Origin of the sequence: Halococcus thailandensis JCM 13552 (genome assembly GCF_000336715.1) — an archaeon.
Taxonomy (GTDB): domain Archaea; phylum Halobacteriota; class Halobacteria; order Halobacteriales; family Halococcaceae; genus Halococcus; species Halococcus thailandensis.
In genome coordinates, this window is record NZ_AOMF01000156.1 from 1 (window position 1) to 21,204 (window position 21,204).

General features: G+C 65.7%; 25 protein-coding genes, 2 tRNA genes and 2 rRNA genes. 15 read left to right on the forward strand and 14 right to left on the reverse strand.

Annotated elements, in window-relative coordinates:
* The 3 genes from C451_RS23145 to C451_RS11110 all read left to right on the forward strand — a co-directional run.
* Window positions 1–1,306 (forward strand): 23S ribosomal RNA (locus C451_RS23145); the annotation flags it as partial.
* Window positions 1,307–1,621: 315 nt separating this feature from the next.
* Window positions 1,622–1,740: ribosomal RNA gene (rrf, locus tag C451_RS11105) — 5S ribosomal RNA — on the forward strand.
* 314 nt (window positions 1,741–2,054) lie between these two features.
* Window positions 2,055–2,130, forward strand: a tRNA-Cys gene (locus tag C451_RS11110).
* Window positions 2,131–2,336: 206 nt separating this feature from the next.
* Here the strand turns inward: C451_RS11110 and C451_RS11115 are convergent.
* Window positions 2,337–2,714 (reverse strand): Rid family detoxifying hydrolase, encoded by a 378-nt coding sequence (locus tag C451_RS11115; protein WP_007740581.1) that lies wholly within the window; start codon window positions 2,712–2,714, stop codon window positions 2,337–2,339.
* A 104-nt stretch (window positions 2,715–2,818) separates the two neighbouring features.
* Between C451_RS11115 and C451_RS11120 the strand changes: the two genes are divergently transcribed.
* Window positions 2,819–3,817 carry a hypothetical protein gene (locus C451_RS11120; RefSeq protein ID WP_049913088.1) on the forward strand — a complete coding sequence of 333 codons (999 nt, stop codon included), beginning with the start codon at window positions 2,819–2,821 and terminating at the stop codon, window positions 3,815–3,817.
* A 157-nt stretch (window positions 3,818–3,974) separates the two neighbouring features.
* On the opposite strand, the gene C451_RS11125 is transcribed toward C451_RS11120, so the two are convergent.
* Window positions 3,975–4,048 (reverse strand) — tRNA-Lys (locus tag C451_RS11125).
* Between the two features lie 29 nt (window positions 4,049–4,077).
* A complete protein-coding gene (locus C451_RS11130) occupies window positions 4,078–4,767 on the reverse strand; it encodes a DUF7119 family protein (protein ID WP_007740583.1) in 690 nt (229 codons plus the stop codon).
* 461 nt (window positions 4,768–5,228) lie between these two features.
* Between C451_RS11130 and C451_RS11135 the strand changes: the two genes are divergently transcribed.
* The 3 genes from C451_RS11135 (at window position 5,229) to C451_RS11145 (ending at window position 7,714) form a co-directional block, all read left to right on the forward strand.
* On the forward strand, window positions 5,229–5,567 hold the full coding sequence (locus C451_RS11135; protein ID WP_007740591.1) for a hypothetical protein: 339 nt from the start codon (window positions 5,229–5,231) through the stop codon (window positions 5,565–5,567).
* 83 nt (window positions 5,568–5,650) lie between these two features.
* Complete coding sequence (locus C451_RS11140; protein ID WP_007740592.1) at window positions 5,651–7,423, forward strand: nitrite/sulfite reductase; 1,773 nt, start codon at window positions 5,651–5,653, stop codon at window positions 7,421–7,423.
* Between the two features lie 6 nt (window positions 7,424–7,429).
* Window positions 7,430–7,714, forward strand: a complete 285-nt coding sequence (locus tag C451_RS11145) for a DUF6360 family protein (RefSeq protein ID WP_007740593.1) — start codon at window positions 7,430–7,432, stop codon at window positions 7,712–7,714.
* A 46-nt stretch (window positions 7,715–7,760) separates the two neighbouring features.
* Here C451_RS11145 and C451_RS11150 read toward each other — a convergent pair whose 3' ends face one another.
* On the reverse strand, window positions 7,761–8,153 hold the full coding sequence (locus C451_RS11150) for a hypothetical protein (protein WP_007740594.1): 393 nt from the start codon (window positions 8,151–8,153) through the stop codon (window positions 7,761–7,763).
* 87 nt (window positions 8,154–8,240) lie between these two features.
* On the opposite strand from C451_RS11150, the gene C451_RS11155 reads away from it, so the two are divergent.
* Entirely contained in the window at window positions 8,241–9,209 is a 969-nt protein-coding gene (locus tag C451_RS11155; RefSeq protein WP_049913089.1) for an oxidoreductase, read from the forward strand.
* On the opposite strand, the gene C451_RS11160 is transcribed toward C451_RS11155, so the two are convergent.
* Both C451_RS11160 and C451_RS11165 read right to left on the reverse strand, forming a co-directional pair.
* On the reverse strand, window positions 9,210–10,454 hold the full coding sequence (locus C451_RS11160) for an MBL fold metallo-hydrolase (RefSeq protein ID WP_007740597.1): 1,245 nt from the start codon (window positions 10,452–10,454) through the stop codon (window positions 9,210–9,212).
* 70 nt (window positions 10,455–10,524) lie between these two features.
* A complete protein-coding gene (locus tag C451_RS11165; RefSeq protein ID WP_007740598.1) occupies window positions 10,525–11,514 on the reverse strand; it encodes a DUF7537 family lipoprotein in 990 nt (329 codons plus the stop codon).
* Window positions 11,515–11,636: 122 nt separating this feature from the next.
* Between C451_RS11165 and C451_RS11170 the strand changes: the two genes are divergently transcribed.
* The 4 genes from C451_RS11170 (at window position 11,637) to C451_RS11185 (ending at window position 13,914) form a co-directional block, all read left to right on the forward strand.
* Window positions 11,637–12,041, forward strand: coding sequence for a 30S ribosomal protein S6e (locus C451_RS11170; protein WP_007740599.1), 405 nt, complete (start codon window positions 11,637–11,639; stop codon window positions 12,039–12,041).
* The gene (locus C451_RS11175) at window positions 12,038–12,469 is read left to right on the forward strand and encodes a DUF7112 family protein (RefSeq protein WP_007740600.1); all 432 of its coding nucleotides are present in this window, start codon (window positions 12,038–12,040) and stop codon (window positions 12,467–12,469) included. Before C451_RS11170 ends, C451_RS11175 begins: the two co-directional genes overlap by 4 nt.
* 89 nt (window positions 12,470–12,558) lie before the next feature.
* Window positions 12,559–13,005, forward strand: a complete 447-nt coding sequence (locus C451_RS11180; protein WP_007740601.1) for a DUF5807 family protein — start codon at window positions 12,559–12,561, stop codon at window positions 13,003–13,005.
* 51 nt (window positions 13,006–13,056) lie between these two features.
* Window positions 13,057–13,914 (forward strand): NAD+ synthase, encoded by an 858-nt coding sequence (locus C451_RS11185; protein WP_007740606.1) that lies wholly within the window; start codon window positions 13,057–13,059, stop codon window positions 13,912–13,914.
* 28 nt (window positions 13,915–13,942) lie between these two features.
* On the opposite strand, the gene C451_RS11190 is transcribed toward C451_RS11185, so the two are convergent.
* The 4 genes from C451_RS11190 to C451_RS11205 form a co-directional block, all read right to left on the reverse strand.
* Window positions 13,943–14,308 carry a type II toxin-antitoxin system PemK/MazF family toxin gene (locus C451_RS11190; protein WP_007740608.1) on the reverse strand — a complete coding sequence of 122 codons (366 nt, stop codon included), beginning with the start codon at window positions 14,306–14,308 and terminating at the stop codon, window positions 13,943–13,945.
* The gene (locus C451_RS11195) at window positions 14,305–14,673 is read right to left on the reverse strand and encodes a helix-turn-helix domain-containing protein (protein ID WP_007740610.1); all 369 of its coding nucleotides are present in this window, start codon (window positions 14,671–14,673) and stop codon (window positions 14,305–14,307) included. Before C451_RS11195 ends, C451_RS11190 begins: the two co-directional genes overlap by 4 nt.
* Window positions 14,674–14,767: 94 nt before the next feature.
* Window positions 14,768–15,835 carry a DHH family phosphoesterase gene (locus C451_RS11200; RefSeq protein WP_007740612.1) on the reverse strand — a complete coding sequence of 356 codons (1,068 nt, stop codon included), beginning with the start codon at window positions 15,833–15,835 and terminating at the stop codon, window positions 14,768–14,770.
* Window positions 15,836–15,873: 38 nt separating this feature from the next.
* Window positions 15,874–16,305 carry a universal stress protein gene (locus C451_RS11205; RefSeq protein WP_007740614.1) on the reverse strand — a complete coding sequence of 144 codons (432 nt, stop codon included), beginning with the start codon at window positions 16,303–16,305 and terminating at the stop codon, window positions 15,874–15,876.
* An 81-nt stretch (window positions 16,306–16,386) separates the two neighbouring features.
* Between C451_RS11205 and C451_RS11210 the strand changes: the two genes are divergently transcribed.
* A complete protein-coding gene (locus C451_RS11210) occupies window positions 16,387–16,830 on the forward strand; it encodes a universal stress protein (protein WP_007740615.1) in 444 nt (147 codons plus the stop codon).
* A gap of 6 nt (window positions 16,831–16,836) precedes the next feature.
* Here the strand turns inward: C451_RS11210 and C451_RS24075 are convergent, their stop codons facing one another.
* The 3 genes from C451_RS24075 to C451_RS11220 form a co-directional block, all read right to left on the reverse strand.
* A complete protein-coding gene (locus tag C451_RS24075; protein ID WP_275039330.1) occupies window positions 16,837–16,971 on the reverse strand; it encodes a hypothetical protein in 135 nt (44 codons plus the stop codon).
* A gap of 64 nt (window positions 16,972–17,035) precedes the next feature.
* Complete coding sequence (locus tag C451_RS11215; RefSeq protein ID WP_007740616.1) at window positions 17,036–17,554, reverse strand: GNAT family N-acetyltransferase; 519 nt, start codon at window positions 17,552–17,554, stop codon at window positions 17,036–17,038.
* Complete coding sequence (locus tag C451_RS11220) at window positions 17,551–17,907, reverse strand: universal stress protein (protein ID WP_007740617.1); 357 nt, start codon at window positions 17,905–17,907, stop codon at window positions 17,551–17,553. The genes C451_RS11215 and C451_RS11220 overlap by 4 nt, the downstream gene beginning before the upstream one ends.
* On the opposite strand from C451_RS11220, the gene C451_RS11225 reads away from it, so the two are divergent.
* Window positions 17,833–18,642 (forward strand): DUF5806 family protein, encoded by an 810-nt coding sequence (locus tag C451_RS11225; RefSeq protein WP_394295069.1) that lies wholly within the window; start codon window positions 17,833–17,835, stop codon window positions 18,640–18,642. The genes C451_RS11220 and C451_RS11225 overlap by 75 nt on opposite strands.
* 48 nt (window positions 18,643–18,690) lie before the next feature.
* Here the strand turns inward: C451_RS11225 and C451_RS11230 are convergent, their stop codons facing one another.
* Window positions 18,691–19,137 (reverse strand): DUF7529 family protein, encoded by a 447-nt coding sequence (locus C451_RS11230; RefSeq protein ID WP_007740619.1) that lies wholly within the window; start codon window positions 19,135–19,137, stop codon window positions 18,691–18,693.
* Window positions 19,138–19,218: 81 nt separating this feature from the next.
* On the opposite strand from C451_RS11230, the gene C451_RS24080 reads away from it, so the two are divergent.
* On the forward strand, window positions 19,219–21,204 hold a 1,986-nt coding region (locus C451_RS24080; RefSeq protein WP_007740621.1), incomplete at its 3' end, for a dipeptide ABC transporter ATP-binding protein.

The window sequence follows — 21,204 nt, forward strand, 5'->3', positions numbered from 1 at the left end:
TGAGATAGAGAAATTCGGTCCAACCTGGGGCCCGTGAAAAGGCGCACGCGGTCCGTACCCAGATCCGACACAGGTGTCCGTGGCGGCGAAAGCCAAGGCCTGTCGGGGACAACCGACGTTAGGGAATTCGGCAAGTTAGTCCCGTACGTTCGCAATAAGGGATGCCTGCCTCGGAACGAGGCAGGTCGCAGCGACTCGGACGCTCCAACTGTCTAATAGCAACACAGGTGACCGCAAATCCGCAAGGACTCGTACGGTCACTGAATCCTGCCCAGTGCGGGTATCTGAACACCCGGTACAACGGGACGAAGGACCCGTCAACGGCGGGGGTAACTATGACCCTCTTAAGGTAGCGTAGTACCTTGCCGCTTCAGTAGCGGCTCGCATGAATGGATGAATGAGAGCGTCACTGTCCCAACGTTGGGCCCGGTGAACTGTACGTTCCAGTGCGGAGTCTGGAGACCCCCAAGGGGAAGCGAAGACCCTATAGAGCTTTACTGCAGGCTGTCGCTGGGACACGGTCGCTAGTGTGCAGGATAGGTAGGAGTCATTACACAGGTACCCGCGCTAGCGGGCCACCGAGACATCACTGAAATACTACCCACTAGTGACTGTGACCCTTACTCCTGGCGGAGGACACCGGTAGCCGGGCAGTTTGACTGGGGCGGTACGCGCTTGAAAGAATATCGAGCGCGCCCGAAGATCACCTCATCCGGGTCGGAGACCCGGAAAAGAGCGTAAGAGCAAAAGGTGGTCTGACAGTGTTCTCTCCAACACGGGAACGCTGACGCGAAAGCGTGGTCTAGCGAACGGATGAGCCTGCTTGATGCGGGCCATTTACGACAGAAAAGCTACCTTAGGGATAACAGAGTCGTCACCGGCAAGAGCACATATCGACCCGGTGGCTTGCTACCTCGATGTCGGTTCCCTCCATCCTGCCCGTGCAGCAGCGGGCAAGGGTGAGGTTGTTCGCCTATTAAAGGAGGTCGTGAGCTGGGTTTAGACCGTCGTGAGACAGGTCGGCTGCTATCTATTGGGGGTGTCATGGTACCTGACGGGAACGATCGTATAGTACGAGAGGAACTACGATTGGTCGCCACTGGTGTACCGGTTGTCCGAGAGGGCACGTGCCGGGCAGCCACGCGACACGGGGTAAGAGCTGAACGCATCTAAGCTCGAAACCCACCCGGAAAAGAGGTACCGCCGAGGTCACTCGTAGAAGACGAGTTCGATAGACTCGGGGTGTACGCGCCGAGGCAACGAGGCGTTCAGCCCGCGAGCACTAACTGACCGAGCCACATCAGTCATATCGCATTGGAATCCGTCCTGNGGGTGTACGCGCCGAGGCAACGAGGCGTTCAGCCCGCGAGCACTAACTGACCGAGCCACATCAGTCATATCGCATTGGAATCCGTCCTGTTGGACGGGTCCAGGCGCTAACTGGATCGCACGTATCATACACTTACAGCAGACCCGAACGCATCGGCCCACCGATCACAGGTTTACGCGGTTCGACTCCGCGGATCGGCATTAAGGCGGCCACAGCGGCGGGGCGACTCCCGTACCCATCCCGAACACGGCAGATAAGCCCGCCAGCGTTCCAGCNTCCGCGGATCGGCATTAAGGCGGCCACAGCGGCGGGGCGACTCCCGTACCCATCCCGAACACGGCAGATAAGCCCGCCAGCGTTCCAGCGAGTACTGGAGTGTGCGAACCTCTGGGAAAACTGCCTCGCAAGAGGGGCCAAGTGTGAGCCCAGGAGCGCAATCGGTAGTACACGCAGGGTCCGTCCCGGTGGAACCCGAGACCGCTCCGTTACAACGGCTCATAACTAGTGGTTCGCCGCCTCCCATTCATACTTCGAGCTACCGTTTTCGGTGGCTCACTCATCATCANACCGCTCCGTTACAACGGCTCATAACTAGTGGTTCGCCGCCTCCCATTCATACTTCGAGCTACCGTTTTCGGTGGCTCACTCATCATCATTCGCGAAGTGGCAACGCTCGGTAGCAAACCGCTACCGTTATGCCAGTCAGTCCAGTAGTCCCGACTGCGCCAAGGTGGCAGAGTCCGGCCTAACGCAGCGGCCTGCAGAGCCGCCCATCGCCGGTTCAAATCCGGCCCTTGGCTTCATACGGTTGTACGCATTATTCGTTTGCAGCTGCAGAAGACCGATTGACGAGAGGTTCAGTATCTCACTGTCTGCCTTGCATCAGTCGATCCGTTGCATGATCGAGTCCGTCCGCGCCGTCAGCGCATGCTGTTGCGGCCAACAGTACGAACAGTCTCGAAAATAAAAGATCGGATCGATAGCGTCGACTCTCGACTGGTGGAGATTACTGCGAGGCGATGGCTTCGATCTCGACGCCGATGCCTTTCGGGAGATCGCCGACCGCGAAGGCGCTTCTGGCGGGTGGCTCGTCGTCGAAGACGTCGCCGTAGGCCTCGTTCATCTCGTCGAAGTCGTCGATGTCGGCGAGGAAGATAGTGGTTTTGACCACGTCGTCCATGTCGAGCCCTTCCTCGGCGAGGACGGCCTCGATGTTCGCGAGGCTCTGTTCGGTCTGGGTCGCGATCGATTCGTCGGCGAGGGAGTCCCCGTCGGCGGTGAAGGGGAGCTGTCCCGCGGTGAAGACGAGGTCGTCGTTCGTTGCCGCCTGGCTGTACGCGCCGACGGCCGCCGGTGCGTCGTCGGTCGAGATAATTCGTTTCACGTGTTCGTCATCCATCCGATCTATGTTAATGGCTTTGGTTGCCGTCCCGTGTGGTCCTCCGGCGAAAAGCAACGATTATACCACCGGCAATGTTTCTGGCGAACATGCAACGACGGGCTGCGGCGATCTACGTCGTCTTCTTCGTCCTCGTCGCCGTTGGAGCGTTCTCGCTGACGACGGTGGCGCAGGAGCCGTCGGTATCGGTTGCGGGGCAGAACTACTCGCAGGGCGATACCCTCTCGGCCGGCGGCACGGAGTGGACGGTCAACGTCAACGACGGCGAAGGCAACGTCTCGCGGGTCAACGAATCGGCGCGGTTCACCACGTCGATCGCGAACAACTCGTCACTGCTCTTCGCGAACGGCGAGTACCGTCCCGCTCCGAACGGGTCGGACGGCGGTGCCGGGACCGGCACCGGTAGCCCCTCGCCGAGTGCGACGGGTACTCCCGGTGGCTCGGGAACGAGTCTCGCGACCGGCGAGACGGCCAGCAACGACTCCGCGACGCGATTCCGCGTCGTCATCCCGAACGCCACGGCGGGTAACGCGTCGGACGGGAACGCGTCCGGTGGCAACGCCTCCGGCAACGCGACCAACGTCTCGTCGTTCACCCTCCGTCAGGAGTTCATGACGAGCCAGCGCCTGCGCCAGGACTCGTCGGTCGCCGACGTGGCGCTGACCGGTGAAAACGGCACGCAGTACGTTCGCTACCGCAACGGGACGACCCAGCCCCTCGACGAGTATCTCCCGACGCCGGAGGTTCGGAACGTCTCGGTCGGCGATTCGTTCCCGTACGAGAACAACTCGTCGAGCGTCGCGAGCGTCAATACCAGCGGCGCGACGCTCGCGTGGGAAGGCAATCTGACTCGCTCGACGGAGCTGAAGGACGGCGAGAACGCGACGATCGGCGAGACGACGTACGTCGCGCAGTTCCCGACCAACAGCACGGTCACGCTCTCACAGAACGTCTCGGGCTATCAGGCCGAGCAGGCGAAACTCGACGAGTTCAACAACCGTATCCTCGGTCTCTGGGGGATCGTCATCATCAGCCTGTTCGCCGCCATTCTCATCGTCGCGCTGGCGTATATGCCGGTCAGAGGCTGACCCAGCGCTCCGTCGCTGATCTCGTTCGACATCGATCGATGTTTCGCGCTACGGAGTCGCTTCGTCCTCATAGTTTCTGCTCTCGCTATATCACTCGCTTGTCGTTCGAACCCTCCAGCGTTCGCTGTTGGCTTCTCACTGTCGTTTAGCAGAACAGCGGGCTGGGAGGGATTCGAACCCCCGACCGTCTGGTTAAAAGCCAGACGCTCTGCCTAACTGAGCTACCAGCCCTCGCTTCGACTGAGGGCGGCGGCCGTAAATCAGTACCGTTCGGCGGTTGCAGGATCGGTCGACTGCTCGTCGAGCGCCTCCGCGACCAGCACTGCGGGATCGACGCCTTCCCGTGCGGCCTGGCGTCTGAGGTCGGTGTAGATCTCGCGCGGGAGGCGCAGTGTCATCTCGCCGAGGGTGACGTCGTGGGCGTCGAGCACTGTCTCGGGATCGGTGCCGGCGTTGATCGCGCTCGCGACCGACCGTACCTCGCGGACGGTGAGATCGCCGTCGAGCACGGCCCATGCGAGGAGATATCGGGATCGATCGGTGACGCGCGCGATATGCTTGGCCGCCGTCGGAGCGATGTCGCCGGTGGCGACGTACTGGCGGATCGGTCGCGGGAGGTCGTGGACGCGCGCCCACTTCCGAATGAACGAGACCGTAACGCCCTCGTCGGCCCGTTCGGCGGCCGCCTTGTAGGAGCCCTCGCCGCGGACGAGTGCGGCACAGGCGGCCGCCCCGCGGAGCATGTAGACGCTGTCGGCCGCCCCGATCGAATCGTCGGCGAAGCGTTCGACGATGTCGGCGGCACGCCTGAGACTGTCGGGATCGTCGGGATCGAACTGGACCGCCTGCTGGGCGTGTTCGCCGGCAAAGGTCGGATCACCCCGGACGACCGGTTGGCCGACGGGTGACTCGCGGTCGGTCGGCCCGTCGGCTGCGTCGTCGGGGGTCATATCCCATGTGAAACGCCAACGGACAAAAGCACCTCGTCGTGCGACCGCGTCACGCTCAGTCGTCGCGTTCCTCGGAGAGATGTTCCCAGATCTCGGTGCAGCCACAGCCGTCCGCGACGTCGTCGAGGTGATCGGTCGACGGCTCCTCCTCTCTCTCCTCGGCCTCGCTCATCGTTCGTCCTCCGAGTCGTACAGCTCTGGCGCGACGTCGGCCGAAACGTGCTGACGCGCGCCGTCGGTATCTGACATCGATCCCGGGTAAGGGTCGTCCCAGCATAAGCACGCGCTCACCCGTAAGCGCTACCCCGGCTCTCATCTCCCGGCAACTGCTGCCTGTGTCTTCGACGCACTTCGTCGACCAATTCCGTCGCTTTCGTGCGGTTTTCCCGAAACCGTGCGTCACCACGATCCCAGTGAGGAGTGGGCGACAGACATAGTGTGATAGGGGTGAAAGAGCAGCCGTGTCGATCGACGTCCATCAGCTCGACGCCGGCGCGTGGATCAGCGTCAACGACAGCCGCGAGGTGAGCGTGAGCAACCTCTGGCGACTCGCCAGACAGGAGTTCTGTGGGTGTGAGATGGCCGATTTCCTCGCCGAGGGGTTCGTCGAGGTCGGCGTCGACACGCGGGATATCGAGGCGCGCATCGCCGGTCAGTGCATCACCTGTGGCGCGAGCGGCGTCACCGACTGGCTCGCCGTCGGTCGCGTGGTCGATGGCGAGTTCCGCCCCGTCGTGCCCGAGAGCGTCCATATCCCGTGTCGACGCAGCCGACTCGCCCGTCCGGCGTCGCCCGAATGAAGCAATTCTTTCCTCGTTTACCGAGACGCGGGGAGGTTTGACACCACGGAGGAGGGTTTAGGAGTCGGGGTCGTTGCGACGGTATGTCGACCAACGTCGAAGGCTGGAAGGACGAGGTCTACGGCGAGGAGATCCGCGAGCATCTCTTCGAGTTCGCCGAGGAGGGCTGGGAGTCGATCCCCGACGACGAACACGATGCCTGGTTCGAGCGGTTCAAATGGTGGGGGTTGTACCACCAGCGCAACGGCCAGGAGAGCTACTTCATGATGCGGATCGGGACGCCCAACGGCGTGCTCGAACCGGGCCAGCTGGAGGTGGTCGCCGATATCGCCGACGAGTACGCCCGCGGCCCGGCCGACAATCCCGAGTTCGGCGGCGCGTACTGTGACTGGACCACGCGCCAGTCGATCCAGCTCCACTGGATCCGGATCGAGGACGTGCCCGAGATCTTCGACAAACTCGAAGCCAATGGGTTATCGACCATGCAGGCCTGTGGCGACTCCTGGCGCAACATCGTCGGCTGTCCGGTCGCCGGCAAGGACAAACACGAACACGTCGACGCGTGGCCGGTGGCCGAGCAGCTCCACGAGGAGTTCAAGGGCAACGACGCCTACGAGAACCTCCCTCGGAAGTGGAAGGTCTCGGTGACGGGCTGTGACGAGGGCTGTGGCCAGGGCGATATCAACGATCTCGCGTTCGAGCCCGCCGAAAAGGAGATCGACGGCGAGGAGACGATGGGGTTCAACGTCCGCGTCGGCGGCGGTCTCTCGCGGAAGGAACCGCGCTTCGCGCGCGATATCGACGTGTTCTGCACGCCCGAGGACGCTCCCAAGGTGTCGGCGGGGATGTCCGCGCTCTTCCGTGACTACGGCGACCGCGACGACCGGTTCAACGCCCGCATCAAGTTCCTCGTCGACGAGTGGGGCACCGAGAAGATCAGGCGAGTGCTCCAGGAGGAGTACGTCGAGTACGAACTCCCCTCGGCGGGCGATGACCTCCGCGACCAGTACACCTACAACGCGGGCCGACAGGACGAACACGGCGACCATATCGGCGTCCACGAACAGCCCGACGGCAACTACTACGTCGGCCTGAACGTCATGGTCGGGCGGATGGGTGTCGACGACGTCCGCGAGCTCGCTGCCCTCGCCGACGAGTACGGCTCCGGCGAGGTACGACTCACCCAGCGCCAGAACGTCATCGTCACCGACGTTCCCGAGGGGAGTCTCGACGCGTTCCTCGACGAACCGCTTCTGGAGGATTATTCACCCGATCCGCATCCGTTCATGCGCGGGTCGATCGCGTGCACCGGGACGGAGTTCTGCTCGCTGTCGATCGTCGAGACGAAGAACCGGCAGGTCCGGTACGCGCGCTGGCTGAAGGAGAACGTCGAACTCCCCGACGGAATCCAGGACTTCCACATCCATCTCTCGGGCTGTACCGCCTCCTGTGCCCAGCCACAGATCGCCGACATCAGTCTTCGCGGGATGAAGACGAGAAAGGACGGCGAGCCGGTCGAGGCGTTCGACATCGGTCTCGGAGGGGGTCTCGGCGAGGATCCCCACTTCGCCGACTGGATCGCGATGCGCGTCGCGGCCGACGAGGTGCCGGGCTACATCCGGAACGTGCTCACGGCCTACGAGGACGAAAGTGGCGAAGAGAGCTTCCGCGAGTTCATCGCCGCGCGCGACGAGGAGGAACTGGAGGAACTCGCCGAGCCCGAAGAGACCGACTACGCGGACCCGTACATGCACAACACGAAGATGACGTGGTATCCCTACGCAGAGGAGGACGCGATGGACGACCGGCCGACGCCGGCCCGCGCCGACGGCACGCCGATCACCGCCGACGACTGATCGTCGATGAGCGATCGTATCCTGAAGGTCAACGCCTACACGACGCTCGATCTGCTCGATGGGCGAGCGGAGGGCCACGGTTTCGAGGAGCACGCGCTCGCAGTGCTGAACGTCACGGCCGACCGGAAGAACCCCGACGCGGTGAAACTCCAGCTCGAACTCGACAACACCGATCTCGATTCGGTGCCCGCTCACGCCGACGAGATCGAACTCACGCCCGAGCAGGCCCGCACTGTCGCCGCCGCGCTCGAAGAGCGCGCCGCGACGGTCGAGAGCGCGACCGACGGCTGAATCGACTCCGTTCCTCCTGCTCCTTTTCCATTCCGCTCGTTCCCTGTCACCAGTCCCTCTCGCTGCGCTCGCGCCACGCCCGCCGCTGGCGATCCTCGGTGACGTGGCGTCGACCGTCGGCCAGCTCCCCACGGACGTCCGCCTCGAACGCGTCGACCGGATCGAGGAACTCGTCGACGAACGCCTCGACCAGTTCGTAGGTCCACTGATCGTCGACGACGCCCGCCGGGAGGAGGTCGTCGCGGAGCACGTCGGCGTGCTCGTCGTGGCCGCTCGCGCGGAGCGTCTCGCGGGCGTCGTCGAAGCGGTTCATGCCGCGGCCGACCGCGTGATGGAAGGCGAGCAGGTGGCCGTAGCCTCGGTGGAGATGTTCGATGCCGAGCTGGAGATCGTGGAGCGCCGCCCGTTCGTCCTCGTCCGGTCCCTGCTGGTCGTCCATACCCTCCCCATCGCCGAGAGCGACCAAAACGTTTGGTGCGGTCGCCGCAACGCCAACCGCTTTCCGCCGGCCACTCTCACGACGGCCATGACCGCCACCGACGACTGGACGACCGAGCGGATGGGCGATCTGAGCGATCGAACCGTCGTGGTCACCGGCGCGAACAGCGGGCTGGGCTTCCAAGCCGCGAAAGCGTTCGCGAGCCACGGTGCGGACGTCGTGCTGGCCTGTCGGAGCGTCGAGCGCGGTGTCGACGCGGGCGAGCGCATCAGGAACGTGGCTCCCGCAACTCGACTGACGGTGATCGAACTCGATCTCGCCGATCTCGCGTCGATCCGCGCGTTCGCGACGAACTTCGCCGATACGCACGACGAACTCCACGTGCTCTGCAACAACGCCGGCGTGATGGCGGTCCCGTACGGCGAAACTGCGGACGGTTTCGAGACGCAGTTCGGCGTCAACCATCTGGGCCACTTCGCGCTCACGGGCCTTCTGCTCGACGAGCTCCGTGACACCGAGGGCGAGACGCGCGTCGTCACCCAGTCGAGCGCGCTCCACGAGAACGGCACGATCGACTTCGACAGCGTGGCGCGCAGCGCCGATCGCCAGCGCGAGGAGTCGTACGACAAGTGGGCCGCCTACGGCCAGAGCAAGCTCGCGAACGTGCTGTTCGCCTACGAGCTCCAGCGCCGCCTCCGAGCGTCGGGCGTCGAGAGCGTTGCGAGCGTCGCCTGCCATCCCGGCTACGCCGATACGAACCTTCAGAAGCGCGGGCCGGAGCAGGCGGGCTCGACGCTCGGGCTGCTGGGAATGAAGATCGCCAACGCCGTGATCGGTCAGGACGCCGTGACGGGCGTGCTCCCCTTGCTCTACGCCGCGACCGCCGACGACGTCGATGGCGGCGAGTACGTCGGCCCGGGTGGGATCGGGAACCTGCGTGGCCAGCCCGAGACACAGCGCTCCAGCGATCGTTCCTACGACGAGACGACCGCCGGGCGGCTCTGGGATGTCTCCGAAAACCTGACCGGCGTGCACTACGATCTCGATTCGAACTGATCAGAGCTCGACTCGCTCGCCGCGCTCGGGCGCGCTCGCGTCGAATCCCTCTTCCTGCAGTTCGTCGGCGAAGGCCGGACAGCGGTCGCCGTGGACGCAGAGTACGGTCGCATCGCGGTACGAATCGAGATACGCGAGCAGGCCGCGGCGATCGGCGTGTGCCGAGAAATCGTACGCCTCGACGCGTGCGCTCACGGCCATCACGCGCCCGTCGATCTCCGCGCGCCCAGTGTCGAGCAGTTCGCGCCCGGGCGTGCCGGCGACCTGGTGGCCGGTCATGGCGATCAGGTTCGTCGGGTCCGCACGGATTTCGGGGATATACGACATCGCTGGCCCGCCCGAGAGCATCCCGCTGGTGGTGACGATCGCCGTGTTCTCGGCGGCGATGCGCTCGCGCTGGCCGTCGCGGCCGGTGACGAACCGGGCGTGGCCCGCCGCCCGATCGAGCGCGTCGCCGTCGCGGACGAACGAGGGGTGTCGCCGACACATCTCCGTCACCTCCTTGCCCATGCCGTCGACGTAGTAGTCGACGTCGTGGGCTTCACAGACCAGGAGTAGCTCCTGGGTGCGACCGATGGCGAAGGCCGGCACGACGACCGTCCCGCCGTTCCAGAGCGTTCGCCTGACGCTCTCGGCGAACCGTTCCTCGACCTGTTCACGAGGGTCGTGTTCGGTATCGGAGTAGGTGCTCTCGCAGATCACGACGTCGGCGTCGGGCCGGGCGGTCGAGGGGGTGACGAGGCGCTGGCCGCGGTCCGGATGGCCGGTGTGAAAGTCGCCGGTGTAACAGAGCCGTGTTTCGCCGTCGTCGACGAGGACGTGCGCGCTCCCAGGGATGTGGCCGGCGTCGTAGAGCGAGATCTCGTGGCCGGCGGCCGTGAACGATTCGCCGTAGTCGTGGGTCTCCGAGACCTGTGTGAGCCGTCGTAGCTCGGTCTCGGTGAACGGACAGCCGTAGGTTCCGCCGTGGAGTTTGAGCGTGTCGCGCGCGAGCGTCATCGCGAGCTCGCGCGTCGGCGGCGTCCAGTGGACCGTCGGCCGGTCGTCGCCCGACAGCAGCGCTGGCACGGCTCCGACGTGATCGAGGTGGCCGTGCGAGACGACGACCGCTTCCGGACCGACCGAACCGACCGGATAGCCCGGCGGCGTCCCGCTCTTCATGCCGTAATCGAGCAACAGCTCGTCGTTGATCAGCACCGCACTCCGGCCGACCTCGCGCGCGCCGCCGAGGAATTCGACGTTCATTGGCCATCCTTCATGGCTGCGGGCTTTCGGCCCGTCGGTCCGACCTCGTCGATTCTTCGTTTCAGTTTCGCTATTTCAGATTCTCGACCCAGCCGGGCTGATCGATGCTGGCCGAGCCGATGTCCGAGAACTCGAGGGTTTCGACGATCGTGTTCGGCTCGCCGGCACTCAGCTCGTCGGTCGTGCGCTCGGTTTTCAGTGTGTGGACGATGCCCGTCTCGGGGTCGATGACGAGCGTCGAGCTGAACGCGGAGACGTCCTCACCCCGGAACAGGACGTCCGTGCTGAGGCTGTCGGTACCGTTGGCGACGTAGACGGCGAGTTCGCGGCCGTCGCGCGTGACGCTGCCCGAGCGCTCGTAGTCGACCGCCCGGACGGTCTCCTGGATCTCGGTGGCGGTGAGCAGGCTCTCGGCGAGCGGTCGGCCGAGCTCCGAAGTCTCGAACTGGGGCTCCATGCTCTCGTACTCCGTTTTCTCGTAAGCCGTCGCACCCTCGGCGTAGCTGTGGCGGGTCGCCTCGTCGGTCGGCTGTGACGTCAATCGGGCCGTGTTCGCTTCGAGATCGGCCCGGCCGCTGCGATCGTTGGTTCCGTCACCCTCCCCACCCTGGATCGTCTCGCTATCGCTGATCGAGAAGCTGCCGGCGGCTCTGAGTCCCTCGACGTGTCCGCTGGCGACACTCCCGGCGTCCAGCGGCGGCTCGGGTCCGGCGGCCGACGCCGCCGATTCTTCGGTCGCGGTCGTCGTTGTCGCCGTTTCGGTCGGCGTGGCGGTTTCGGTCGGTGTTGGCGTTGCCGTCGCGGTCGGTGTCGCTGTCGGCGTGGCTGTTGCCGTTGGCGTTGCCGTCGCGGTCGCCGTCTCCGTTGCCGTCGCGGTTGCTGTCGCCGTCGATACCGTCGTTGCGGCGGCGGTCGTCTCCGCCGTCGGTGCCGGCGTTTCCGTGGCAGCCGTCGTTCCGTTGGTGGCGGTGGATTCGGCCGGGTCGTTCGCGAACGAGCTACAGCCCGCCAGTAGCACGAGCGCGATGACGACCCCCGTGAGAATCGTCCGTCGTGTCATTGGTTATCGTCTGCAGCCCGGGTAAATATTAATCTGCTGGTCGTGGATCGTGTTCGCTGTCCGTGACGTTCCCGCCGTGAAGCTTTCAATACGCTTTTGAACGCCGCCCGACTTCCCCGCACATGGCTGATTTCACGGTCGTCGTCGCCGACCCCGAGGACGGGGCGGCCTACCAGCATGCGGTCGAGGGACAGGACGCCAACCGCTTCATCGGACGCTCGATCGGCGAGGAGGTCGACGGCGGCGCGGTCGGTCTCGACGGCTACACGCTCGAACTCACCGGTGGCTCGGACACGGCCGGCCGACCGATGCGCGAGGACATCGCCGGTCCGGCGCTCAACGCCGTCCTGCTCTCGGGCGGGACGGGGTTCAACCCGACCCGCGACGGCGAGCGAAAGCGCGTCACCGTCCGCGGCCGCGAGGTCGGCGAGGAGACCCAGCAGATCAACGCCACGATCACGGCACGCGGCGACCGATCGGTCGACGAACTGCTCGACGCGGGCGACGCGGACGAAGACGACGAGTGACCGACCGGCTGCCGAGCGACCACCCGTCGGTCGAGACGGTGCGTGCGACGCTCGCCCGCCGCGGACGCACCCGCTCGCGGCTCGAACTGCCGGCGGACGACCGTTTTCCACGCACGACGATCCGCCTCGTTCTCGACGGCGACGTTTCTCACACTCGCATCGAGAGCGCCCGCGAGGACGGCGTCGAGATCAACGGTGCGTACGGCAACGCCCGGCTCGCACGCGAACGCGATGGCGAGGATCACCTCGAAGCGTGGCGCAGCGCTGCGGAGATCGACTACGGACGGAGCGTACTGGTCGATATCGTCGAATCGGGATTTCTCTACGGCGTTCGCGAACCCGGCGAGCGCGTCGTCTACGAGGCCGTCGAATCGCCCGACGAAGGGCTAGCGGCCATCGCGCGCGATCTCGACGACGCCGACGGCTGACGTCGAACGGCCGTCCGCGATCGGCGCTTGGCGATCGACCGACGAAACGAGTCCCGCGACCTTTTGTTCGCCCTCACTGTAACGCTCCCATGAACCCCGACCGACGCCAGTTCCTCGACGGCGAGCGCCCCGAGGACGTGCTCCTGTTTTTCGCCGAGTCGGCCGTCTCCGACCTCGGAACGCTCTCCCAACACGGTGAAGCCGTCGGCAACGGCGTCGCACTGATCCTGGAGGCCGAGCGTGGCCGGAGCGCTTTCGAGGGGGCGACCGGCGTCGATCCGATGACGCTCGCGAGCGCGGCGATGGACGCCGAGGGGACGGTCGATCTCGACTCCTTCGAGGGCGACTGTCCCGAGAGCGACGATGCGGACGCTGACGGAACCGACGAGCACGCCCCGCGATTCGTCTTCGCCTTCGCCGAGGAGCGCAACGAGGACGTCGGCGGCATCTACGCCGAGGGTGACGTGATCCACGCCTACGCGGTCTGTGAGTGCGGGGGCGTCTACTCCGAGCGGTGGGTCGCGGGCACGGCCTGACCGGCCGCAGCGCATCACGCAGTTTATATACGATGACGGCCGTGTACGGCCATGGAATTATCACAGCGACAGCCCCAGCTCGACGCAGAGATAACGCCGCTCGACCTGCGGTTTTCGAGCGACGAACTCGACGCCGAGCGCGAGCGCATCACGTCGTTCATTCAAGCACAGGTCGACCGCCACGATGCCGACGGCGTCGTCCTCGGGCTCTCGGGCGGCGTCGACAGCACGGCCGTCGCCCATCTCGCCGTCGAGGCGCTCGGGCGATCGGCCGTTCACGGACTCATACTCCCCCGTGACGTCAACAGCGACGCGAACATGAGCGACGCCGAGCGCGTCGCGGTCGATCTCGGCATCCGCTACGACGTCGTCGACATCGACCCGATCATGGACGAACTGCTCGCGATCGATGCGGGTGAGAGCGCGAGCGACGAAGCGGGGTGGGAGAACCGTTTCGTCGGCAACACGAGTGCACGCGTCCGGATGACGGTCAACTATCTGATCGCGAACAAGGAGAACAAACTCGTGCTCGGGACCGGCAATCGCGTCGAGCTCGCGCTCGGCTACGTCACCAAGTACGGCGACGGCGGCGTCGACTGCAACCCGATCGGCAACTGCTACAAACAGCAGGTCCGCCAGCTCGCCGCCGATCTCGGGGCCAGCGAGGAGCTCGTCCAGAAGACGCCGACCGGTGGGATGGTCGACTACGAGACCGACGAGGAGGAGATCGGCGTCGAGTACGACACCATCGACGCGATCGTCGCGCTCACCGTCGACGGCAACGTGGCGACCGCTGCGGCCGCCGAGATTGCCGACACCACGCCGGAGGTCGTCGAGCACATTCAGGAGCTCCACCGCGACAACGAGCACAAGCGGACCACACCGTCGATGCCGACCGACGCCAACTGATCACCGAACGATTCGTCTGCTGTTGTTACTACCCGTCATCAGCATCGCTCGCCGAGAGATAGCCGACGAGACGATCGAGTACAGTATCAACGACGGCCGGGTGTAGTCGGCCATAGACTGACGCGACGTCGGCGTGATCCCTGGTGACGAGCAGCCACGGATAGGCGTACGACCGCCGCGGCAGTCCGCCGGCAGCCCAGTCGTCCGGATCGAGCGCCAGCGCGTCGTCTCGGCGGGTGGTCGAGAGCGCGACACCGGCGAACTGGCGATCGGCGAACGGATGCGTCTCGTTGCTCAGAACGAGAAACGGTCGTTCCGGCTCCGCGGCCTCCGCGCTCTTGAATGGGTCGAGACCCCAGACGACCGCACCGCGCTTGAACGGACGCTCGGTCATTCGTCGTCGCCGCGTGCCGCTTCGAGCTCCGCCTCGCTTGCGGCGTGGTCCGCCCAGTCGCCCCACTCTTCCTCACCGAGCAGCGCGTCGAGATGGGCGTCCTCGGCGTGTACTCGGAACGCGCTCGCCACCCGCTCGCGGTCGTCGGTGATGGCCCAGTACGGCTCTCGATGGCGAACCAGATCGCGCTTTTTCAACCGCGAGAGGTTTGTTCCGACGGTGTTCGGGGCAACATCGAGTGCCTCGGCGATTTCGACGCGTGTGAACGCCTGCTCGTCGTGCGCGAGGAGAAATCGGACGATGCGTTCGCTCGTCGTCCGGCGGATCTCCTCACCGTCTTCGAACCGGTCGATACCGATCGGCATGGCTGTGCTTGGTGTGCTTCTGTGATAGCTGTTACGGCGTGCTGTCGATCGTGCCACGTCGTTCGCCCGCCGGTATCGCGTATCGATCTTCGGGTTATTCGGTTTCGAGTCGCCCGAACGCCTCCAGAATTACCTGTTTGGTCACCGCACCGCGGGTCGTCCAGTGATTGGCGTAGTCGAGCATGTCGTGGTAGATGTCGGGCTTGCAGCCGGCGGCTTTCGGGTGGCCGCCGCCGTTGACCTGTCCGGCGACTTCGTGACAGCGCTCGAATCCCTCGGAGCCGCGGATCGAGGCGCTGCCGGAGGGTTTGACGATAACGGCGGCGTCGGCACCACCCTCTCTGAGGGCTTCGGCGACCTCGTTCTGCGAACAGCGGCCGTAGGTGACGCCGACGGTCCACGGGCCGGTCTCCTCGATCGTCGCTCGTTCGACCGCCCGCTCGATGAGCGCCTCCTTCTCGACGCGCTGCTCGGCGAGGTACTCCTCGATCTCGGTGGGGAGATCCGCGCCGTGCTCGCCGATGGTCTCGACGTACTCCTCGGGATCGGCCCAGTAGGCGAAATCCGCGAGATCGTCGCTGCGGGGATCCTCGCGCAGCCAGAGATCGTGGTCGCGCGTCACGGTCGCGAGCTCCGCCCACTGCGGGTCGAATTCGTGATCGAGCGCCGCGAGCGTGACGTCTGCCGAACACTCCTCGTCGGAATCGCCGACGACGAGGCGCGCGCCGTGGCTGCGGACCTTCTCCATGTCGGCCGCGTCCCACTGGTGGTGATCGAACCAGCTCACTGCGCTGGCGCGCTCGGCGAGGCGCTCGAACTGGCCGGCGATGTAGTGGAAGTCGTCGGGCACGAGATCGCAGACGAACACGCGCGCGTCGGCCTCCAAATAGTCGGCCACCCGGTCGATGGCGTCGCTGAGGTCGTGCGGGCCGGCCGGGACGAGCGCCGTCGGGCCGAACGCCTCTCGTATGAGGGCGACGCAGGCCAGTCCGTCGGCGTCGGGATCGGCGATCACGACCCGTTCCGCGCCGGTGACGGTTTCGCGCGTCTCGCGGTCGGCCCGCTCCTCGTCGAACGAGTCAGGGTAGAAGAAACCCGTGCCCGGCAGCAGCGACTTCCGGGCCAACGGGAGATGTTCGTCGTCGATGAGTCGGTCGTTCATGCGCCTCCAACGCCACCGCGGCCGAAGTACTCCCCGCTTCAGTCCGCCGCTTCGTTGAGCTGGCGGACGGTGAGCACCGGGACCGAGAGGTTTCTGACGAGCGCTTCGGCGACGCTACCGAGGACGAACCGGTATTCACCGTGTCGTCCGCGCGTGCCCGTCGCCACGAGATCGGCGTCGTGATCGTCGGCGTAGCGCTGGATCTCCTCGGTCGGCTGGCCCTCGCGAACGGCGGTCGTCACGCTCTCGTCGATGTCCTGCACGCTCTCGACGGCCGCCTCGCCGCTCTCCTCGAGCGACGACCGGAGGCGGTCGCGGACGTCCTCCGGTGCGGCGGCGACGTCGTCTTCCTCGACGACGTACAGTGCGTGGACGGCCGCATCGAAGCGATCGGCGAGGTCGAGCGCAGCCGTGACTGCCCGCCCAGCGCTCTCCGAGCCGTCGGTGGCGATGACCACGGTCTCGAACATACGTCCGCTACCGACCGCTGGGTGATAAAAGTCGCGCGCTGTTCTCGGTGGGTTTTTGGCTTCCGGCCGCGACTGTCGACCATGACGCTCGCGGTCGAGACCGTTCTCACGCCGGTCGATGGCAGCGACACGTCCATGCGCGCGATCGAATACGCCGTCGCGATCGCCGAGCGCTACGACGCCGGCGTCCACGCGCTGTACGTCGTCGACGAGGAAAACACCCGCACGGCCTCCTTCGGCGACGTCGACGATTCGGAGCTCGCCGCCGCCAACGAGGCGTTCATCGCCGACGCGCACGAACTCGCGCCCGAAGGCGTCCCGCTCTCGCACTCGTCGGCCTACGGCTTCTCGGCGATGACGAAGACCCGCCATCCGGGCAGCGTCGTGCTCGATGCCGCCGAGGACGTCGAGGTCGACTTCATCGTCATCCCGCGCCAGCCGGTCTCGGGCGATCCCGACGAACCGCTCGGGCGCGCCGCGGAGTACGTCCTCCAGTACGCGACCCAGCCAGTACTCTCGGTGTAGCTCCAATCACGCTGGGCGGTACTGCTCCGTCCGTTCGTCGTCGGGATGCTCGATCCGGATGTGGCGCTTCAGCCGTTCCTTGTCGTCGGAGGTGATCTCGATGACCGTCTCGCAGTACGGACATCGCTGATACGGCGACATGTCTCCCGTAGGGTCTCGATCACCCTAACGCTGTGGGGTGCCATCGCATGCCGATTCCGACGGATCAGAGCCGTAACGACATCTCCATCTCGAAGCTCTCGGTATCGGTGGTCTCGAAGCCGACCTTTCGGTAGAGCGCGACCGCGGGCGTGTTCCAGCGCTCGACGGTGAGCCAGACGTGTTCGGCACCCTCGGCTCTGGCGTGGCCGAGCAGTCCCGTGAGCAGCCGCGAGCCGATGCCGGCCTGCTGGTGGGTGTCGAGAACGAAGATGGCGAGCTCGTGGGCGTCCTCGCCGTCGGGGACGAGCGTCGCGTGGCCGACGCACTCCTCGCCGTGGCTGGCGACGACGTTGTAGCTGCCGTCGAGGATGGTGTCGAGCCAGCCCTCGATCGCGCCGCGCTCGGTCGGTGGGATCCCCTGTGCGCGGTCCGCCGGATCGAAGGAGACGTACATCTCGGTCAGCGCCGCGCGGTCGTCGTCGGCGTAGACCGTGATCTCGATGTCGCGGTCGTGGCCGTCGGTGAACTCGATCGGTGGCCGTTCGAACTCACCGGCACGCTCGTCGGGATAGATGCGCGTCATCGTGCGAGCGTCACCGAGACGTTGGCGTTCATGAGGACGAACTCGGTCGTCCGGCTGAACGAGAGCTTGCCGGTCGGCGTGCGCTCACCGCCGCTGACGACGAGCCTATCGAAGCGCTCGCCGTTGGCCAGGTCGACCAGTTCGCCGTCGTCGGCGACGTGCTCGATCGCGGCCTCCAGACTCGCCTCGGACAGCGTCTCGTGCACGCGGTCGGCGACCGTCGCCGCGTCGTCCAGCGCGCTCTCGACGAGCGCCACCGTGAGGTCGTCGCCCGTCTCGTGCGCTCGGCCGACCGCGCGCTCGAAGACGGCGAAGGCGTCGTCGCTTCCGTCGATGCTCACTACGACGTTCATGCCCGCCGATGGAGTGGTCGGGGCAAAACCGTTGTGCCGACCGCGGGACACGACACGCTTTTTCCCGGCCGTTCGCAATCGACGCCGATGACCGAGGATTCGCCATCGCCCGCGACGCCGGCCGATGCCGGTGACGAGGCCGAGATTCCGGAGGACGTGCGCCGGTACGAGCGGTTCACGAAGATGGACGGCGCGCGCTACGAGCGTGCCAACGACTTCCTGCGCGAGCGCACCTACATCACCGCTCGTGAGTGGGCGATCGCCCGTCTCTGTGCGGATTTCCGCACCGAGACCGGCGTCGAGATGACGAAGATCGGCGAGCATCTGCCGGAGCTCGTCCCGTTCATGACCGACACCTACACGCCACAGGCCGTCAATCAGGCGCGTGCAGCCTTCGAGGAGAAAGTCCGCAAGGCGGGGGCGACCTTTCTCTACGGCGCGATGTGTGACTTCTTCACCGCCGAGGAGCTCGACGACGTGATGTACGAGGCGACCGAAGTGGCGAAGTTCCTGCTCGAAGTCGAGGGCGTCGATCTCGCGGTCGGCGAGGAGCTCGATAGTGAAGAACGCATCTCCAGTACGATGCGCGAGGTGCGCGCTCAGAGCGCGGCGCTGCGCCACGACGATCTCACCTGTCCGCACTGTGGCGAGGAGTTCGCCGCGAGCGACGCCGCTGACGACCACACGGCGAACGAGGCGGACGACGGGGACGACGAACAAGCTGACACCGAGTAGAGATCGACAGTCGGCCGCGCGAACAGTCGGTCGCGGAAGACGGGCCGTTCAGAACAGATCGGGATCCTCGTAGCTGAACGCCACCACACGATCGTCGGCCAGCGGGCGGATGTGAGTGTAGAGTTCGCCGTCGTCGAGCCGTCGCTTCAGCCGCTCGATGTCGTCGCGGTCGTAGTGGATCGGACAGCAGATCGCGCGCTCGCCGGCGGCGTCTTCGAGCACGATCAGCGCGAAGACGGTTCCCGAGTCCTCGGCGCGATAGATCTCGTAGGAGTCGAAGGTCGCCTCGCTGGCGAGCGTCTCCAGCTCTTCGAACTCGTCGCCGGGGACGAGCACGTCGAGCCCGTTCTCCTCGTCGAGGATCGTCACGTCGCCAGGGTGGAGTTCGAGCACCGACACGCCCGCCTCGCGGTAGCCCGCGGCGGTGGCCTCCATGTCCTCGACGACCGCCCCCCAGTGGCCCGCCACGTGCTCGTTCGGCTCGTTCTCGGACACAGGCGTCGTGTGGGAGACGCGAGCAAAAGCCTTGCTTTCGGTTGCGGCAAATCTATATAGCACGGTTGCAAACGCCACGGCGTGAGTGACCTTCTCTCGATATCCGGGCTGCGGACGCAGTTCGCCACCGAGCGTGGCACGGTCAAAGCCGTCGACGGGCTCGATCTGACGGTGGAGGCCGGCGAAACCGTGGGACTGGTCGGCGAGAGCGGCTCGGGCAAATCGGTGACGGCGCTGTCGGCGATGGGACTGGTCGACGATCCCGGTACTGTTGCCGACGGCATGGTCGAATTCCACGACGCGGAGCTCGCGCGGTCGTTCGCCGACGATTACGGTGATGGATTCGCCGACCCCGACGCGGGCACCGTCGATCTCACGCGCGCGCCGGAGGACGCGATGCGCACGGTCCGTGGCGGCGAGATGAGCATGATCTTCCAGGATCCGATGACCTCGCTCAACCCCGCCGTCCCCGTCGGCGAACAGGTCGCCGAAAGCCTCCGTCTCCACCAGTACGGCGGCCAGAAACCGGACTCGTGGCGCAACGCCGTCCGCGAGATCCTCCCGAAAACCGGTTCCGAGATGGACGAGGCAGTGCTCGCCGACACGATCGAGATGCTCGACGAGGTCGGCATCCCCGAACCCGCCGCCCGCGTCGACGAGTACCCCCACGAGTTCTCCGGCGGGATGCGCCAGCGCGTCCTGATCGCCATCGCGCTCGCCTGTCGGCCCCAGCTCCTGATCGCCGACGAACCGACGACGGCGCTCGACGTCACCATTCAGGCCCAGATCCTCGATCTGATCAACGATCTCCAGGACGAGTTCGGCATGTCCGTCCTGTTCATCACGCACGATCTCGGCGTCGTGGCCGAGACCTGCGATCGCGTGGCCGTGATGTACGCCGGCGATATCGTCGAGGAGGGCCCCGTCGAGGAGATCTTCCACAACCCCTCGCATCCGTACACCTACACGCTGCTCGAATCGATCCCCCGGGAGGACGCCGACCGGCTGACCCCCATCGAGGGGAACGTCCCCGATCTCGTCGATCTCCCGTCGGGCTGTTCGTTCGCGCCGCGGTGTCCGTGGGCCCAACCCGAATGCCGGGAGGGCGAGATTCCCTACCTCCAGCACGGTCCCGACGAGACGGATCATCGTGCGAAGTGTATTCTGGAGGAGTTCGACACCGACGAGTACGGCACCGACGAAGGGGTACGGGCGACGAGCGACGCCACGCCGACGCGGGAGGGCGACGCCGACCCGCTGGTTTCGGTCGATGGGCTCGAAAAACACTTCTCGCAGGCCGACGACCTGCTCGATTCGTGGCTCGGCAGCGGCGGCCAGCCGGTGCGGGCGGTCGACGGTGTCGACTTCGAGGTCTACGAGGGCGAGACGCTCGGGCTGGTCGGCGAATCCGGCTGTGGGAAATCGACGACCGGGCGGTCGATCCTCCGGCTGCTCGACCCCACCGACGGACGGGTCGTCTTCGCCGGCGAGGATCTGAGCGACCTCGATGCGGACGGACTGCGCGCCAAGCGCCGCGAGATGCAGATGATCTTCCAGGATCCGCTGTCGAGCCTCGATCCGCGAATGAACGTCGGCGCGACGATCGCCGAACCCCTCAAGATCCACGATCTGCCCGATTCCGAGGAGGGGTCGACCGGACAGACGCGCCGCGAGCGCGTCGAGGAACTGATGGAAGCCGTCGGCCTCGACGTCTCCCAGCTCGATCGCTACCCCCACGAGCTCTCGGGCGGCCAGCGCCAGCGCGTCGGCATCGCCCGNATGGAAGCCGTCGGCCTCGACGTCTCCCAGCTCGATCGCTACCCCCACGAGCTCTCGGGCGGCCAGCGCCAGCGCGTCGGCATCGCCCGTGCCTTGGCCGTCGATCCCGACTTCATCGTCTGTGACGAGCCTGTGAGCGCGCTCGACGTCTCGGTACAGGCCCAGATCCTGAATCTCCTCGAAGACCTCCAGGAGGAGTTCGGGCTGACCTTCCTCTTCATCGCGCACGACCTCTCGGTCGTCAGGCATATCTGCGACCGCGTGGCCGCTGTCTCTTATACACATCTC